The following is a 15,897-nucleotide window of genomic DNA, read 5'->3' as shown; positions in this document are numbered from 1 at the left end:
GCCGAGAACAGCTCCTCGACGCGCTGGATGTGCTCGTCCATCGTGCCGCCGACGTCCATCAGCAGCAGCACCTTCACGTTGTTGTGCCGCTCCGGCACCATCTTGATGTCGAGGTAGCCCGCATTCGCCGCGGTCGAGCGGATGGTGTCGTCCAGGTCCAGCTCTTCCTCGTGGCCCTCGCGCGCGAACTTGCGCAGGCGCCTGAGGGCGATCTTGATGTTGCGGGTGCCGAGTTCCTGGCTGTCGTCGTAGTCCTTGTAGGCGCGCTGGTCCCAGACCTTGACCGCGCTCTTGTTCTTGCCGGCGCCGCCGATGCGCACGCCCTGCGGGTTGTAGCCGCCGTGGCCGAAGGGCGAGGTGCCGCCGGTGCCGATCCACTTGTTGCCGCCCTCGTGGCGCTCCTTCTGCTCTTCGAAGCGCTTCTTGAGGGTCTCCATGAGCTCGTCCCAGCCCATCTTCTCGATCTTGGCCTTTTCCTCGGCCGTGAACTCGCGCTCGAGCGTCTTGCGCAGCCAGTCGAGCGGCACTTCCTTGGTGAAGTCGGCCAGCATCTCGACGCCCTTGAAGTAGGCGGCGAAGGCGCGGTCGAATTTGTCGTAGTGCTTCTCGTCCTTCACCAGCGCGGTGCGCGAGAGGTAGTAGAAGTCGTCGAGGCCGAAGGCGCCGTCGGAATTCGGGCCGACCACGTCGGCCTGCAGCGCCTCCAGCAGCGTCAGGTATTCCTTGACCGATACCGGCAGCTTGGCCGAACGCAGGGTGTAGAAAAAGTCGATCAGCATGGCGAATCACTCCCGGTCGGAAGCAGGGGTTCGGGGCTTGTCCAGCAGGTAGAGCAACTGCGCCCGCACTTCGGGCCATTCGCCCGAGCGCAGGCTGTACATCACGGTGTCGCGGATGGTGCCGTCGCGGCGCATCGCATGGCCGCGGATCACGCCGTCCCTGCGGGCGCCGAGCCGCTCGATTGCGCGCTGCGAGGCATGGTTGAAGTTGTCGGTGCGCCAGCCCACCACATGGCATCCCAGGGCGTCGAAGGCATGCGTGAGCATCAAGAGCTTGCAGGTGGTGTTGACGTGCGTGCGCTGGCAGCGCTTCGCATACCAGGTGTAGCCGATCTCGACCCGTTTCACTGCGGGCAGGATGTCGTGGAAACTGGTGCTGCCGAGCACCGTGCCGCTGGCTTCGTCGGTGACGGCGAAGGCGAAGCGGTTGCCGTCCTCGCGCATCTTCAGCGCCGCCACGATGTAGCCGCGCGYGTCCTCGGGCTCGGGCACCGAGGTCACTCGGAGGTTCCAGAGCTCGCCGTCGGCGGCCGCTGCGCGCAGGCCGTCCTCGTGGGCCAGCGACAGCGGCACCAGCGCGATGCCGCGCGACCGCAACGTGGCAGGCTCGACGAATGCCATCCTCAACTCCTGGGGTTGCCGTACTTGCGCACGTACCAGGCGCGCGCGAGTTGGGCACCGGCGCCACCGCCGAGGCCGATCAGCRGGATGCCGAAGATCGCGTTATTGGTGTAGCCACCGGGGCCGAAGGCGTCGAGGCCCAGCAGCAGACCGATCCAGCGGCCGAGCAGCGCGCCGGCGACGAACAGCACCGCCTGCGCCACGCCGAACAGCATCAACTGCCTGGTCGGGTGCTTTCCAGCGTTCATCGGTTGTTGCGCTGCATGAACACGAGCTTCTCGAACAAGGTCACGTCCTGCTCGTTCTTGAGCAGCGCGCCGACCAGCGGCGGCACCGCGACCTTGTCGTCCTTGCTCTGCAGCGCCTCCAGCGGAATGTCCTCGGCCACCAGCAGCTTGAGCCAGTCGAGCAGTTCGGAGGTCGAGGGCTTCTTCTTGAGACCGGGCAGGTTGCGCACGTCGTAGAAGGTCTTCATGGCCGCGGTCAGGAGTTCCTGCTTGAGGCCCGGGAAGTGCACCGCGACGATGCTCTTCATCGTTTCCGCGTCGGGGAACTTGATGTAATGGAAGAAGCAGCGGCGCAGGAAGGCGTCGGGCAGCTCTTTCTCGTTGTTCGAGGTGATGAACACCACCGGCCGGTGCTTGGCGCGGATCAGCTCGCGCGTCTCGTAGCAGTAGAACTCCATGCGGTCGATCTCGCGCAAGAGATCGTTCGGGAATTCGATGTCGGCCTTGTCGATCTCGTCGATCAGGAGCGCCACCGGTTCGTCCGCAGTGAAGGCCTGCCACAGCACGCCCTTGACGATGTAGTTGTGGATGTCCTTCACGCGCTCGTCGCCGAGCTGCGAATCGCGCAGCCGGCTCACGGCGTCGTATTCGTACAGACCCTGCTGCGCCTTGGTGGTCGACTTGATGTGCCACTGCAGCAGCGGCAGGTTGAGGGCCTGGGCCACTTCCTCGGCCAGCATCGTCTTGCCGGTGCCGGGCTCGCCCTTGACGAGCAGGGGACGTTTGAGCGTGATGGCGGCATTGACCGCGAGCATCAGATCCTGAGTGGCAACGTAGTTGTCTGAACCCTTGAATTTCATGGAATGGCGTGGTGCGGAGGGTGGTTGAAAGAACACAACATCGATTCTTCGTCCGCGGGGGCCGCGAGGAGCCCCCATATAATCAAATGTTGATTTGAAACAAGTTTCTCCACGAGATTGTGCGCGCAAAATGAACAAGTTGTTGACCACRATGTTTGCCCTGGCTGTCGCCTGCGTGACGGTCTCGGCCCAGGCCCAGAAGATCACCGGCAATGCTGAAGCCGGGGCCAAGAAGACTGCGATGTGCGTGGGCTGCCACGGCATCATCGGCTACCAGGCGAGCTTTCCCGAGATCCACAAGGTGCCGATGATCGCGGGCCAGAGTTCCAGCTACATCGTCTCCGCGCTCACGCAGTACAAGGGCGGCGAGCGCAAGCACCCGACCATGCGCGCCATCGCCGACTCGCTGAGCGAGCAGGACATGGCCGACCTCGGCGCCTACTACGGCCAGCTCGGCCTGAAGGAGGGCGACGCGCCGCCGGCCACCGCCAAGGCGCCCAGCGACAAGGTCCAGGCCCTGATCTCGCGCGACAAGGACAACGCCTGCACCAAGTGCCATGGCGCCAACTTCAACACGCCCAACGACGGCACCGTGCCGAAGCTCGCGGGCCAGTACGCCGACTACCTCTATGTGGCGCTCAAGTCGTACAAGGCGCAGAACCATGCCCAGCTCGGCCGTTCGAACGGCGTGATGAGCGGACAGGCCAAGAAGTACACCAACCCCGAGATCAAGGAACTCGCCGCCTACATCAGCTCGCTGCCCGGCGAACTGAAGACGGTGCCGGAGTCGCGCTTCCACCACGCCGACTGAACGGCGCTGCGCCCCAGACAAAGCCCGCTTGCTGCGGGCTTTGTGCTTTCTGGCGCGGCCGCACGTGGGCCTCGGGGGCAACGACCCACACGCAGTGGGGGAGCGTGGGGGTCATCCAGGCCGGCGCCGGGCCGCCCCAAGGCGGCCTGCGGCCCCCTCGGGGGGCCGCGACCCACACGCAGTGGGGGAGCGTGGGGGCACCACTAGTCCCGCGTGGCGCGGCGCTGCACGCAGGCCACGTAGGCCTCGCCGTCGGGCGGGCGGCCGGCGCGCTGGCTCTCCCACATCATCTGGCCCAGGCACTCCATCGCTTCGTGGTGGGCGTCGAGCAGCGAGTCGCGGCGCGCTGCCAGCAGTTCGACCGCCTGGCGGATGCCGCGCGGCTGGTCGATCGAGCACTGCTCGCTGATCGACAGGTGCATCGACAGGTGCAGGAAGGGGTTCTCGCGCCCGTCCTTGCCGTCGTAGACGCGCGCCACCGCGGCGTCGGCGTCGGCCAGGTCGGCGTGGTATTCGGGGTGCTCGTCGATCCAGCGGCTGGCGATGATCTCGAGCGCTTCCATCGGCTCGCCGCGGCGGCTCTTGGCGAAGACGTCGCAAAAGAAGCGACGCACTTCCTCTTGGGAGGGATTGAACATCCGCCAAGATTAGCACCGGCCCCACAGGCGGCGCCGGGCCGCTACATTGCTGAGCCATGGACCGCCTCGAAAACATAGAGACATTCGTTCGCGTCGCGCAGACCCAGAGCTTCGCCGAGGCCGCGCGGCAGATGCGGGTGTCCAAGTCGGTGGTCACCAGCCGCGTGAAGCAGCTCGAGGACCATGTCGGCGCGCCGCTGTTCCACCGCAGCACGCGCGTGGTGCGGCTCAGCGACGTCGGCCAGGCCTTCCTGCGCGACTGCACCGAGCTGGTCGGCCGGGCCAACGACATCATGGACCAGATGCGCGACGCCAGGGCCGGGCCCACCGGCACGCTGCGCATCCATGCGCTCACCGGCTTCGTGCTCGGCCACTTCGCGGCGCTGCTGCGCGCCTTCCAGGTCAGCTTTCCGGACATCCATCTGGAGCTGATCGTGAGCGATGCGGTGGTGGATCCGGTCAAGGCGGGCGTGGATTGCGCGCTGCAGATCTTCCCGGCGGCTTCCACCGAACTGGTGTCGAGGCCGCTGTTCCCGGTGCGCCGCGTGTTCTGCGCCACGCCCGAGTACCTGGCCGCGCACGGCATGCCCCAGAGCCCGCGCGACCTGCACAAGCACGCGCTGGGCCTCTATTCGGGCTACCCGACACGCGACCGCTGGACCTTTCACCATGGCGGCGAACAGGTGACGATCTACATGAGCGCCGCCTTGCTCACCAACAGCGTCCACCTGCTGCGCGAGTACGCGCTGGAGCACGCCGGCATCGTCTGCCTGCCGACGCTGGTGGCGGGCGACGCCATCCTGCGCGGCGACCTGCAGGTCGTGCTGCCGGAGCACCAGCTGTCCTCGTTCTCCTTGAGCGCGGTCTATGCGGGCACCTCGCGCAACGCGTTCAAGCTCCRACTCTTCATCGAGCACATCACGGCGGCCTTCGCGAAGGTGCCGCCCTGGGACGCCGCGATGATCGAGCGAGGGATGCTGCCGCCGGGACTGATCGCCGACGGCTAGGCGATCGCGGGTAAACCCTGCGCATTGACCGGAATCGCCGAACAATGCGGCCCGCATTTGAGGCCTACCGGAGCGGCCCGCCGTTTCCTACAGTCCATTCATCGCAGTCCATCGCTGCACTGTTTGGCACTTCAGGAGACACACCATGACCGCTGCCTACCAGACCCGCTTCGGGTCCCTCCAGCACTTCGAGAAGGGCCACGTCGAGCCGATCGCCGACGACGTGCGCCACTATGCGTTTTCCAACTGCTTCGAGATTGCGAGCAAGAGCAGTCCCTACGAGAAGGTGGTGTTCGGCCAGAACCAGATCTACGTGCTGGAGACGCTGCGCGCCGAAGGCACGTCGCCCTGGTACACCAGCGCGCACGACGAGTTCGCGCTGGTGATGGATGGCGAGGTCGAGGTGCACCTGGTCCAGCTCGACGCCAGCCAGACCGTGGCCGACGCAGAGAAGAACGGCGCCGTGCTCGTGAAGGGTGAACCCAAGGGCCCGAAGATGGGCTGGATGAAGCTCTCGCGCGGCCACCAGGGCCTGCTGCCGAAGAACACGGCCTACCAGTTCCGCACCGCCGGCGCGCCCGGCGTGATCGTGCTGCAGACCTGCAAGGGCGATCTTTCCGTCGAGAAGTGGGCAGACATCTGCCAGTCGCATTGAGCCGCCGAGGAGCACCGCCATGAACGCACCCGCAGAACTCGCCAAGGTCATCGCGTCGCAACCCGACGCCACGCTCGGCTACAAGGATTTTTCGCTCGGCAGCTTCGGCTTCCGGCGCGACGAGTATTTCGCCCACATCACCTGGAAGACCCGCGACGGCCGGCCGATGAGCCACACGCTGGACGTCGGCAACTACCTGCGCGCCCTGATGCGCGACGTCGCCTGGGGCTTCTTCTACGGCTGGGTCAACTTCGACGACGTGATCGGCACCGTCAACCACTACCAGTCGGTCGACCTCTATGCCGGCAGCTTCAACGGCACGATGAAGGAGGCCGGCATCGACCTGCTCGAGAACTTCCCGACCGCGCAGATCCGCGCCACCTTCGAGGCCATGCTCGACGACTGGACCAACGAGAGCTTCGACCCGTTCGCAGCGCCGCAAGAGACCGGCTCGCCCTACGGCCGCAAGAAGGGCAACAACACGGCCAAGATCACCCGGGCGCGCGAGCTGGCGACCCGCTGCGTCGGCCTGAAGGGCGACCTCGACCTGCGCAGCGACGCGCGCGGCGCGCCGATCAACCGCGCCTTCGCCGACGTGCCGCAGGGCGAGCCCGAGCTGCATCCCGAGCCCGGCTTCGAGAACGACGTGCATGCCTTCAACCTGTTCGGCTTCCTGAGCCGCTCGCAGGTGACGTGGAATCCGAGCTTCACTTCGGTCGTCAAACACAGCTACATGTGCCCGACCACCGAGGAGCACATCCTGCCGATCATCCACGGCAACGACCGCGTCGAGTGGTTCTTCCAGATGACCGACGAGATCCACTGGGACTGCGGCGACAAGAACACCGGCCGGCCGATGGCGCGCGTGATCATGAAGGCCGGCGACATGGCCGCGATGCCCGYCTATTGCCGCCATCAGGGCTTCAGCCCCAAGCGCTCGATGCTGCTGGTCTGGGAGAACGGCTCGCCCAGCCTGGTCTACGAGATCCAGAAGGGCGAGAGCCCCGAGATCCCGGTTCAGTTCTAGGACATGGGCGAAGGCTGCGCGGGAGGCCGCGCAGCCCTCGCCACGAGGAGACGACGCGTGTGGCAAGCCGCGACCGGCCCCGTGCCGGTGCGGCGTCGCGCCGCGCACGGCCCGCACCGCTTCAGGCGAAGAAGGAGACACACCATGGCACTCACCCGTCAAACCATGACCGACGAGCAACGCAAGTCGGTGGCGCTCGAATACCTCAAGGCCTACGACAACGGCGGCGTCACCTCCACCGGCGGCTCGATCCTCGACCTGTTCGCGGATGACGCGCAGGTGTACTTCCCCAAATGGGGCCTGGCGAACGGCAAGGAACAGATCGGCAAGCTGTTCGGCGACGTGGGTAGCCGCGGCAAGTCCATCCGGCACGACTACGCGGGCTTCAACTGGATCTTCACGGGCACCGATCTGTTCGCCTGCGAAGGCACGAGCTTCGGCGAGCACGCCGACGGCCCGTGGCGCGCCGGCGTGCCCGAGTGGGGCGCAGGCCGCTGGTGCGACGTCTTCGAGATCCGCGACTTCCTGATTCAGCGCTGCTTCATCTACCTCGACCCGGACTACGCCGGCAAGGACACCGCCCGCTACCCATGGCTGAAATGACACCCCCCCAGGTTGGCTCACTTCGTGTAGCCGCCCACCCCCTTCCAGGGGGCAACACCAGCGGCCCGGCAAAGCCGGTTCCGCGGTGTTCCTGAACTTGCAGTCAAAGCTGGAGATCCTCATATGACCCTCGCAGACATCCAGCAGGCCGCCGGCCTGAAGACGCCCATCCGCCACCAGCTCTTCATCGACGGCCGCTTCGTCGACGCGGAGTCGGGCGAGACGCTCGCCACGCTGAACCCGCACGACAACTCGACCATCGCCGACGTGGCGCTGGCGGGCAAGGCCGACGTCGACCGCGCGGTGGCCGCGGCGAAGCGTGCCTTTCCGGCCTGGAGCCGCATGGCGGCAGCCGACCGCGGCCGCATCCTGCTCAAGCTCGCCGATCTCATCGAGGCCAACACCGAGGATCTGGCCCGCCTCGAGTCGCTCGACACCGGGCACCCGATCCGTGATTCGCGCAAGCTCGACGTGCCGCGCACCGCGGCCTGCTTCCGCTACTTCGGCGGCATGGCCGACAAGTTCCAGGGCGAGACGATTCCCGTCGAGGCCGGCTTCCTCAACTACACGCTGCGCGAGCCGGTCGGCATCGTCGGCCAGGTGGTGCCGTGGAACTTCCCGCTGATGTTCACGAGCTGGAAGATGGGGCCCGCGCTCGCGGCCGGCAATTGCATCGTGATGAAGCCGGCCGAGATCACGCCGCTGAGCTCGCTCAGGATCGTCGAGCTCATGGCCGAGGCCGGCATGCCCGACGGCGTGGTCAACATGGTGCCCGGCCTCGGCAGCGTCGTGGGCCAGTACATCGCCGAGCACCCCGAGATCGCGAAGATCGCCTTCACCGGCAGCACCGCGACCGGCCGGCGCGTGGTGCAGGCCAGCGCCGGCAACCTCAAAAAGGTGCAGCTCGAGCTCGGCGGCAAGGGGCCCAACATCGTGTTCGAGGACGCCTTCCTGCCGGCCGCCGTCAACGGCAGCGCCTGGGCCATCTTCCACAACCAGGGGCAGGCCTGCATCGCGGGCTCGCGGCTGATGCTGCACGAGAAGATCGCCGACGCCTTCCTCGAGCAGTTCATCCCGCTGGCGCAGTCGATCAGGCTCGGCAACCCGATCGACGACGCGACCGAGATGGGCCCGCTCACGAGCGCGCAGCACCGCGAGCGCGTGCTGAGCTATGTCGAGGTGGCCAAGGGCGAGGGCGGCGAAGTGCTGGCGGGCGGCCGGTCGCCGGGCGGCGACCTGGCGCGCGGCTGCTATGTCGAGCCGACGGTGGTGCGCGCGAAGTCGTTTCGCGACCGTGTCGCGCAGGAAGAGGTGTTCGGTCCCTTCGTCACGGTGCTCACCTTCAAGAACGACGAGGAGGCGATGGAGATCGCCAACGGCACCGATTACGGCCTGGGCAGCGGCCTGTGGACCCGCGACCTGCAGCGGGCCCACCGCGTCGCGCGCGACCTGCACGCGGGCATGGTCTGGATCAACAGCTACAAGCGCGTGAACCCCGGCTCGCCCTTCGGCGGTGTCGGCCAGAGCGGCTATGGGCGCGAAATGGGCTTCGATGCGATGCGCGAGTACACGCAGGTCAAGAGCGTGTGGGTGAACATCGACGCCCAGATTCCACCGCACTTCGTGCGCTGAACACCATGCGTGACTTCGTCTACACCAGCCATCCCCAGCGCGTCGTGTTCGGTGCCGGCTCGCTGCGGCACCTGGCGCGCGAGATCGAGGCGCTGGGCGCGCGGCGCGCGCTCGTGCTCTCGACGCCGGGGCAGCGCGGACAGGCCGAGCGCGTGGCCGACATGCTCGGCGTGCGGGCGGCCGGCATCTTCGACCGCGCCGTGATGCACGTGCCGATCGAGACCGCGCGCGAAGCCCGCGAGGTCGCGCGGCGGCTGGGTGCCGACTGCGCCGTGGCCATCGGCGGCGGCTCGACCACCGGGCTGGGCAAGGCCATCGCGCTCGATTCGGGCTTGCCGATCCTTGCGATCCCGACCACCTACGCCGGCAGCGAGATGACGCCGATCTACGGCCTCACYGAAGCCGGCCTCAAGAAGACCGGCAAGGACCCGCGGGTGCTGCCGCGCACCGTGATCTACGACCCCGAGCTGTCGCGCGGCCTGCCCGCGGGCCTCAGCGTGACCAGCGGCATCAATGCGATCGCGCATGCGGCCGAGGGGCTCTATGCGCAGGACAGCAACCCGGTGATGGACCTGATGGCACAGGAAGGCATCGCCGCGATCGCGCGCGCCCTGCCGGCGATCCGGCGGCAGCCCGGGGACATCGAGGCGCGCGCCGACGCGCTCTATGGCGCCTGGCTCTGCGGCAGCGTGCTCGGCGGCGTCGGCATGGCGCTGCACCACAAGCTCTGCCACACGCTGGGCGGCAGCTTCAACCTGCCGCATGCCGAGGTGCACACCGTGGTGCTGCCGCATGCCATCGCCTTCAATGCCGAGGCGGCGCCGCGTGCGATGGAGCGCATCGCGCGCGCGCTAGGCACCGCTTCCGCGGCGCAGGGGCTCTACGCGCTCGCACGCGACAACGCGGCACCCGTTGCGCTCAGGGACATCGGCATGCGCGCCGAGGACCTCGACCGTGCGGCCGATCTTGCGGTGAGCAACCCCTACTGGAACCCGAGGCCCTTCGGGCCGGCCGCGCGCGACGCGATCCGCGCGCTGCTCCAACGCGCGTTCGACGGCGACCCGCCCGGCTGACGCTGCCGGCGATTCCTTGTGCAGGAAGAGAAAGAAAAGGAGACAACCATGACATTCAATCGCAGGCAGTTCACCCAGGCCGCGGCCGCACTGGCCGCCGCCGGCGCCGCGCCGCGGGTCTTCGCGGCCGACACGCTCAAGATCGGCTACGTGTCGCCGCAGACCGGCCCGCTCGCGCCGTTCGGCGAAGCGGACAAGTGGGTCATCGACCAGATGAAGATCGCCTTCAAGGACGGCATCGGCGTCGGCGGCAAGAAATACGCGGTGCAGATCGTGCTGAAGGACAGCCAGTCGAACCCGAACCGCGCGGGCGAAGTCGCCAATGACCTGATCCTCAAGGACAAGGTCGCGCTGGTGCTCACCGCCGGCACGCCCGAGACCGCCAATCCGGTGAGCGACGCCTGCGAGCTCAACGAGGTGCCCTGCATCTCCAGCGTGGTGCCATGGCAGCCCTGGTTCTTCGGCCGCAAGGGCGATCCGGCCAAGGGCTTCGCGTGGACCTACCACCTGTTCTGGGGCCTGGAAGACGTGATCGCGAACTTCACCAACGGCTGGAAGACGATCCCGACCAACAAGAAGGTCGGCGGCCTCTTCCCCAACGACGGCGACGGCAACGCCTGGGGCGACAAGGAACTCGGCTTCCCGAAGCCGCTCTCGCAGATGGGTTTCACGCTGGTCGACCCGGGCCGCTTCCAGAACGGCACGCAGGACTTCAGCGCCCAGATCGCSGCCTTCAAGAAGGMCGGCGTGGAGATCGTCACCGGCGTCGTGATCCCGCCCGATGCCAAGACCTTCCTGACGCAGGCGCGGCAGCAGGGCTTCAGGCCGAAGATCATCACGCTCGGCAAGGCGCTGCTGTTCCCGGGCGCCATCGATGCGCTGGGCGAACTCGGCGACGGCCTGTCGACCGAAGTCTGGTGGAGCCCTTCGCATCCCTTCACCTCGAGCCTGACGAAGCAGAGCGCGAAGGCACTGGCCGAGGCCTACGAGACCGGCGCGAAGAAGCAGTGGACGCAGCCGATCGGCTTTGCGCATGCCCTGTTCGAGGTGGCCGCAGACGCGCTGTCGCGGGCCAAGTCGTCCAAGGCGCCGGATGTGCGCGATGCGGTGGCCGCGACGTCGCTCGCGACCGTGGTCGGGCCGGTCAAGTGGGGCGGCCAGGGTCCCTTCAAGAACGTCAGCAAGACGCCGCTGGTGCTGGGCCAATGGGGCAAAGGCAAGGAGTACAAGTACGAGCTCACCATCGTGAGCAACGAGGCCGCGCCGGACATCCCCGTCGGTGGCGCGCTCAGGCCGATGCCGGGCTGAACGCGATGACCCTGCTCGCGCTTCACGCCGTCAGCAAGTCCTACGGCGCGCTCAAGGTCACCGACGGCATCACGCTCGCGGTGACCGAGGGCGAGACCCTGGGCATCCTCGGGCCGAACGGCGCCGGCAAGACCACGCTGTTCAACCTGATCTCGGGCGACGTGCGGGTGGATGCGGGCAGGGTGGAGTACGAGGGGCGCGACGTGACCACGCTCAAGCCGCACCAGCGCTGCCACGCGGGCATCGGCCGCAGCTACCAGGTGCCGCAGCCCTTCGGCCACATGAGCGTGTTCGAGAACCTGGTGACCGCGGCCTGCTTCGGCGCGCAGGAGCGCGAGCAGGAAGCCTGGCAGACCGCGCACGAAGTCCTCGCGCAGACCGGGCTGATGGCGCGGGCGAACCAGCCGGCCGGTGGCCTCACCCTGCTCGACCGCAAGCGCCTCGAACTGGCCCGCGCGCTCGCCACGCGGCCGAAGCTGCTGCTGCTCGACGAGATCGCGGGCGGGCTGACCGAGCCCGAGGCGCGCCAGCTGGTCGAGGAGTTGCAGCAGATCAAGGCGCGCGGCGTCACGATGATCTGGATCGAGCACGTGGTGCATGCGCTGCTGTCGCTGGCCGACCGGCTGTTCGTCATCAACTTCGGGCAGAAGCTGGCCGAGGGCGGCCCGCGCGCGGTGATGAACGATCCCGAAGTGCGGCGGGTGTACATGGGGATGGAGATATGACGGCACTGCTTTGCGCCGAGGGCCTCCAGGCTTTCTACGGCGATGCCCAGGCCCTGTTCGGCATCGACTTCGAGCTGCACCCCGGCGAGCTGCTGGCGATCATCGGCGCCAACGGGGCCGGCAAGTCGACCTTCCTGAAGTGCCTGACCGGCCTGGTGCGCGCGCCGCGCGAGGCGATCCGGTTCAAGGGCGAGGCGATCGGCGGGTTGCCGCCCGGCGAGATCGTGCGGCACGGCCTGGCGATGGTGCCCGAGGGCCGGCGCCTGTTCGCCAGCCTCAGCGTCGAGGAGAACCTGTTGATGGGCGCTGCGAGCGGCCGTGCCGGCCCCTGGAACCTGCAGCGGCTGTACGAGATGTTCCCGATCCTTGCGCAGAAGCGGCGCGAGCCCGCGATGGCGCTGTCGGGCGGCCAGCAGCAGATGGTGGCGCTGGGCCGCGCCCTCATGAGCAACCCCGAGGTGCTGCTGTGCGACGAGCTCTCGCTGGGCCTGGCGCCGATCGTGATCCGCGAGATCTATGCCGCCATGCCGCGCATCACGTCCGAGGGCATGACGGTCGTGATCGTCGAGCAGGACGTGGGCATGGCCCAGCAGGTCTCGCAGCGCGTGTACTGCCTGCAGGAGGGGCGGGTGTCGCTGACCGGGCGCTCCCGCGAGCTCACGCGCGAGCAGATCTCGCAGGCGTACTTCGGCCTCGAGACGCACGCGGAGGCGGCCGCGCCATGATCGAGACCCTGATCCWGGGCCTGCTGCTCGGCGGCCTCTACACGCTGTTCGCGCTCGGCCTGTCGCTGATGTTCGGCGTGATGCGCCTGACCAATGTCGCGCAGGGCGACTTCATCATCCTGGCGGCCTTCGCCGCCATCGCCGGCGTCTCGCTGACCGGCAGCGCGCCGATCTGGGTGGTGCTGGCGGTGCTGCCGATCGCGTTCGGCTTCGGCTACCTGCTGCAGCGCCACGTGCTCAACCGCACGCTGGGCAAGGATCCGCTGCCCTCGCTGGTCGTGACCTTCGGCCTTTCGATCGTGATCCAGAACCTTCTGCTGGAGCTGTTCTCGGCCGATCCGCGCGCCCTCGAGATCGGTCCGCTGGCCACCCGGTCGCTGCAGCTCACCGATTCGCTGGCGGTCGGCGTGCTTCCGCTGGTCGTGCTGGCCGTCGCGCTGGCGGCCACGGCGGCGATGCAATGGATGTTCGCGCGCACGCCGCTGGGCCGGACCTTCCGCGCCGTCTCGGACGATCGCGAGATCGCCGAGCTGATGGGGCTCAAGGCGAACCAGGTCTACGCGCTGGCCACCGGCATCGCCTTCGTGCTGATCGCGATCGCCGGTGCGCTGCAGGGCATGCGTACCACGGTGTCGCCATCGGACGGGCCGCTCCTGCTGCTGTTTGCCTTCGAGGCGGTGATCATCGGCGGCATGGGCTCGTTCTGGGGCACGCTGGCCGGCGCGATGATCCTCGGCATCACGCAGCAGATCGGCTTCCGGCTCGATCCGGGCTGGGGCATCTGGATGGGCCACCTGGTCTTCCTGGGGGTGCTCGTGCTGCGGCCGCAAGGCCTTTTCCCCAAGACGCGTGGCTGAGGCCCGCAACCATGGAACCGGTCATGACGAACAAGACTTTCGACGTGGTGCGCAGCACCCCTGCGAGCCGCTCGGCGCTGTGGGCTGCGGGCGCGCTGGTGGTGCTGGCGGCCAGCCTGCCGTTCTGGGGCGAGTCGAGCTGGATGCGCGAATTCGTCGAGATCGCCTGCTACTTCATCTTCGCGATGATGTGGAACCTGCTGGCGGGCTACGGCGGCATGGTGAGCATCGGGCAGCAGGCCTTCTTCGGCTTCGGCGGCTACGTGATGCTGATGCTCGGCAACTTCGCGGGGCTGAATCCCTTCCTCGCGATTCCGTTGGGCGCACTGGCGGCGGGCGTGATCGCGGTGCCGGTGTCCTTCGTCGCCTTCCGCCTCTCGGGCGGCTACTTCGCCATCGGCACCTGGGTGATCGCCGAAGTGTTCCGGCTGAGCTTCGCCAACGTGTCGGCGGTCGGCGGCGGCTCGGGCACCACGCTCACGGCCCTGCGCGGCATCGAGCGCGCGACGCGCGAGAGCGTCACCTACTGGATGGCGCTGGCCTGCGTGGTGGCGGCGATCGCGCTGGTCTACCTGTTCCTGCGCAGCAAGCGCGGGCTGGCGCTGCTGGCGATCCGCGACAACGAGGTCGCGGCGGAGTCGCAGGGGATCCCGGTCGTGCGCATGAAGCTCGCGGTGTACGTGGTCGCGGCCTTCGGCGCCGGCCTGGCGGGCGCGCTGTACTTCGTGGGCAACCTGCGCATCAGCCCCGACGCGGCCTTCAGTGTCAACTGGACGGCGTTCGCGATCTTCATGGTGGTGATCGGCGGCATCGGCCGCATCGAAGGACCGATGCTCGGCGCCCTGATCTTCTGGGCGCTCAACAAGTTTCTGAGCGACTACGGCACCTGGTATCTGCTCGGGCTCGGCCTGCTCGCGATCCTGGTCACCATCTTCTTCAAGCAGGGCCTGTGGGGTTTCGCCCAGCAGCGCTGGGGCTGGTCGCTGTTTCCCACGCAGCGCCGGCTGTCGGCGCACCCGGTGGCCCCGAAGCGCTCGCTGCCCGCCGCACGTCCCCCCGAACTGGAGCTCCATCCCCATGCGAAACATCAATGAACACACCATCACTGCCGCCGTGCTCGACCGCATGGCGGGCTGCGAAGACCCGCGGCTCAAGGAGGTGCTCTCGGCGCTGGTGCGCCACCTGCACGACTTCGCGCGCGAGGTGAAACTGACCGAAGCCGAGTGGGCGGCCGGCATCGAGTTCCTGACCGCGACGGGTCAGAAGTGCAGCGACAAGCGGCAGGAGTTCATCCTGCTGTCGGACACGCTGGGCCTGTCGATGCTCACGGTGGCGCTCAATCATGCGAAGAGCGCGCAGGCCACCGAAGCGACCGTGTTCGGCCCCTTCCATGTACAGGGGGCGCCGCGTCTCGCGCTCGGCGACGACATCTCGGGTGGCGCCAAGGGCGAGCCGCTGTTCGTGCAGGCCACCGTGCGCGGCCGCGACGGCGAGCCCGTCGCCGATGCCGAGGTCGATGTCTGGGAGGCCGACGCCGAGGGTTTCTACGACGTGCAGCGGGCTGGGCTGGACCGGCCGCAGGGCCGGGCCGTCTTCCGCACCGATGCCGAGGGCCGGCTGTGGTTCCGCGGCGTGATGCCGGTGGCCTATCCGATTCCGACCGACGGTCCGGTGGGCGCGATGCTGCGGGTGACCAGGCGCCATCCCTGGCGGCCCGCACACGTTCATTTCATGATCGAGGCGCCGGGCTACGAGACGCTGATCACGCACGTGTTTCGCGATGGCGATCGCTACCTCGACAGTGACGCGGTCTTCGGCGTGCGCAGCTCGCTGATCGGCGACTTCGCATCGCACCCCGAGGGCGGCACCGCGCCGGACGGCAGCCTGCAGACCCGGCCGTTTCACACGCTGGCCTTCGACTTCGTGCTGGAGCCCGCCACGAACCCCTGAGCTGTGGCCATAATCGCCGATGCAAAGCCACAGCCCGTCGCCCCCTCCGACCGAGGCGCTCGCGCCGCACACGCCGCTGCCCGCCTACTACGGGGACGAGGCCGAGCACCAGCAGTTCCTGCTCCGCATCTTCGACGACACCGCGCCCGACTACGACCGCATCGAGCGGGTGCTCGCGCTCGGCTCGGGGCCGTGGTATCGGCGCAAGGCGCTGGAGCGGGCCGGTCTGGTGGCCGGCGCGCAGGTGCTCGACGTCGGCATCGGCACCGGGCTGGTCGCGCGCGAGGCGCTCACGCTGATCGGCCCGCGCGGGTTGCTGGTGGGGGTCGACCCCAGCCCCGGGATGATGGGGCAGGTCACGCTGCCCGGTGTCGAACTGGTTCGCGGCCGGGCCGAGGC

The 15,897-nt window shown here is 68.0% G+C and carries 19 protein-coding genes; 14 read left to right on the top strand and 5 right to left on the bottom strand.

Annotated elements, in window-relative coordinates; genetic code table 11:
• The 4 genes from AC1D2K_RS13465 to AC1D2K_RS13450 form a co-directional block, all read right to left on the bottom strand.
• A partial coding sequence (locus AC1D2K_RS13465) for a vWA domain-containing protein (RefSeq protein WP_478089335.1) occupies positions 1-779 on the bottom strand: 779 nt, incomplete at its 3' end.
• 6 nt (positions 780-785) lie between these two features.
• A complete protein-coding gene (locus AC1D2K_RS13460) occupies positions 786-1,400 on the bottom strand; it encodes a GNAT family N-acetyltransferase (protein ID WP_478089334.1) in 615 nt (204 codons plus the stop codon).
• Positions 1,401-1,402: 2 nt separating this feature from the next.
• Positions 1,403-1,648 carry a hypothetical protein gene (locus AC1D2K_RS13455; RefSeq protein ID WP_478089333.1) on the bottom strand — a complete coding sequence of 82 codons (246 nt, stop codon included), beginning with the start codon at positions 1,646-1,648 and terminating at the stop codon, positions 1,403-1,405.
• Positions 1,645-2,487 carry an AAA family ATPase gene (locus AC1D2K_RS13450; RefSeq protein WP_478089332.1) on the bottom strand — a complete coding sequence of 281 codons (843 nt, stop codon included), beginning with the start codon at positions 2,485-2,487 and terminating at the stop codon, positions 1,645-1,647. The genes AC1D2K_RS13455 and AC1D2K_RS13450 overlap by 4 nt, the downstream gene beginning before the upstream one ends.
• Positions 2,488-2,617: 130 nt before the next feature.
• Between AC1D2K_RS13450 and AC1D2K_RS13445 the strand changes: the two genes are divergently transcribed.
• Positions 2,618-3,298 carry a c-type cytochrome gene (locus AC1D2K_RS13445; RefSeq protein WP_478089331.1) on the top strand — a complete coding sequence of 227 codons (681 nt, stop codon included), beginning with the start codon at positions 2,618-2,620 and terminating at the stop codon, positions 3,296-3,298.
• A gap of 203 nt (positions 3,299-3,501) precedes the next feature.
• Here AC1D2K_RS13445 and AC1D2K_RS13440 read toward each other — a convergent pair whose 3' ends face one another.
• The gene (locus AC1D2K_RS13440) at positions 3,502-3,936 is read right to left on the bottom strand and encodes a DUF1841 family protein (RefSeq protein ID WP_478089330.1); all 435 of its coding nucleotides are present in this window, start codon (positions 3,934-3,936) and stop codon (positions 3,502-3,504) included.
• A gap of 56 nt (positions 3,937-3,992) precedes the next feature.
• Between AC1D2K_RS13440 and AC1D2K_RS13435 the strand changes: the two genes are divergently transcribed.
• The 13 genes from AC1D2K_RS13435 to AC1D2K_RS13375 form a co-directional block, all read left to right on the top strand.
• Complete coding sequence (locus AC1D2K_RS13435) at positions 3,993-4,943, top strand: LysR family transcriptional regulator (RefSeq protein ID WP_478089329.1); 951 nt, start codon at positions 3,993-3,995, stop codon at positions 4,941-4,943.
• A 145-nt stretch (positions 4,944-5,088) separates the two neighbouring features.
• Positions 5,089-5,598: a cupin domain-containing protein gene (locus AC1D2K_RS13430; protein WP_478089328.1), complete on the top strand. Its 510-nt coding sequence runs from the start codon at positions 5,089-5,091 to the stop codon at positions 5,596-5,598.
• A gap of 19 nt (positions 5,599-5,617) precedes the next feature.
• Positions 5,618-6,625, top strand: coding sequence for a hydroxyquinol 1,2-dioxygenase (locus tag AC1D2K_RS13425; protein ID WP_478089327.1), 1,008 nt, complete (start codon positions 5,618-5,620; stop codon positions 6,623-6,625).
• Positions 6,626-6,769: 144 nt separating this feature from the next.
• Positions 6,770-7,228, top strand: coding sequence for a nuclear transport factor 2 family protein (locus tag AC1D2K_RS13420; RefSeq protein ID WP_478089326.1), 459 nt, complete (start codon positions 6,770-6,772; stop codon positions 7,226-7,228).
• A gap of 168 nt (positions 7,229-7,396) precedes the next feature.
• Positions 7,397-8,860, top strand: coding sequence for an aldehyde dehydrogenase family protein (locus AC1D2K_RS13415; protein ID WP_478089336.1), 1,464 nt, complete (start codon positions 7,397-7,399; stop codon positions 8,858-8,860).
• Between the two features lie 5 nt (positions 8,861-8,865).
• A complete protein-coding gene (locus tag AC1D2K_RS13410) occupies positions 8,866-9,933 on the top strand; it encodes a maleylacetate reductase (protein ID WP_478089325.1) in 1,068 nt (355 codons plus the stop codon).
• Positions 9,934-9,981: 48 nt separating this feature from the next.
• Positions 9,982-11,241 carry an ABC transporter substrate-binding protein gene (locus AC1D2K_RS13405; RefSeq protein ID WP_478089324.1) on the top strand — a complete coding sequence of 420 codons (1,260 nt, stop codon included), beginning with the start codon at positions 9,982-9,984 and terminating at the stop codon, positions 11,239-11,241.
• A 5-nt stretch (positions 11,242-11,246) separates the two neighbouring features.
• Entirely contained in the window at positions 11,247-11,966 is a 720-nt protein-coding gene (locus tag AC1D2K_RS13400; protein ID WP_478089323.1) for an ABC transporter ATP-binding protein, read from the top strand.
• Positions 11,963-12,691, top strand: a complete 729-nt coding sequence (locus AC1D2K_RS13395; RefSeq protein WP_478089322.1) for an ABC transporter ATP-binding protein — start codon at positions 11,963-11,965, stop codon at positions 12,689-12,691. Before AC1D2K_RS13400 ends, AC1D2K_RS13395 begins: the two co-directional genes overlap by 4 nt.
• Positions 12,688-13,548 carry a branched-chain amino acid ABC transporter permease gene (locus AC1D2K_RS13390; RefSeq protein ID WP_478089321.1) on the top strand — a complete coding sequence of 287 codons (861 nt, stop codon included), beginning with the start codon at positions 12,688-12,690 and terminating at the stop codon, positions 13,546-13,548. The genes AC1D2K_RS13395 and AC1D2K_RS13390 overlap by 4 nt, the downstream gene beginning before the upstream one ends.
• 23 nt (positions 13,549-13,571) lie before the next feature.
• A complete protein-coding gene (locus tag AC1D2K_RS13385) occupies positions 13,572-14,642 on the top strand; it encodes a branched-chain amino acid ABC transporter permease (RefSeq protein WP_478089320.1) in 1,071 nt (356 codons plus the stop codon).
• Entirely contained in the window at positions 14,626-15,498 is an 873-nt protein-coding gene (locus tag AC1D2K_RS13380) for an intradiol ring-cleavage dioxygenase (protein ID WP_478089319.1), read from the top strand. The genes AC1D2K_RS13385 and AC1D2K_RS13380 overlap by 17 nt, the downstream gene beginning before the upstream one ends.
• 19 nt (positions 15,499-15,517) lie before the next feature.
• Positions 15,518-15,897: class I SAM-dependent methyltransferase (locus AC1D2K_RS13375; RefSeq protein WP_478089318.1), on the top strand; the 380-nt coding region annotated here is incomplete at its 3' end.

Source organism: Variovorax sp. P1_H12_2, from assembly GCF_056405335.1.
The sequence above is the reverse complement of the archived record's forward strand: the minus strand, read 5'-3'. Positions and strand labels throughout refer to the sequence as shown.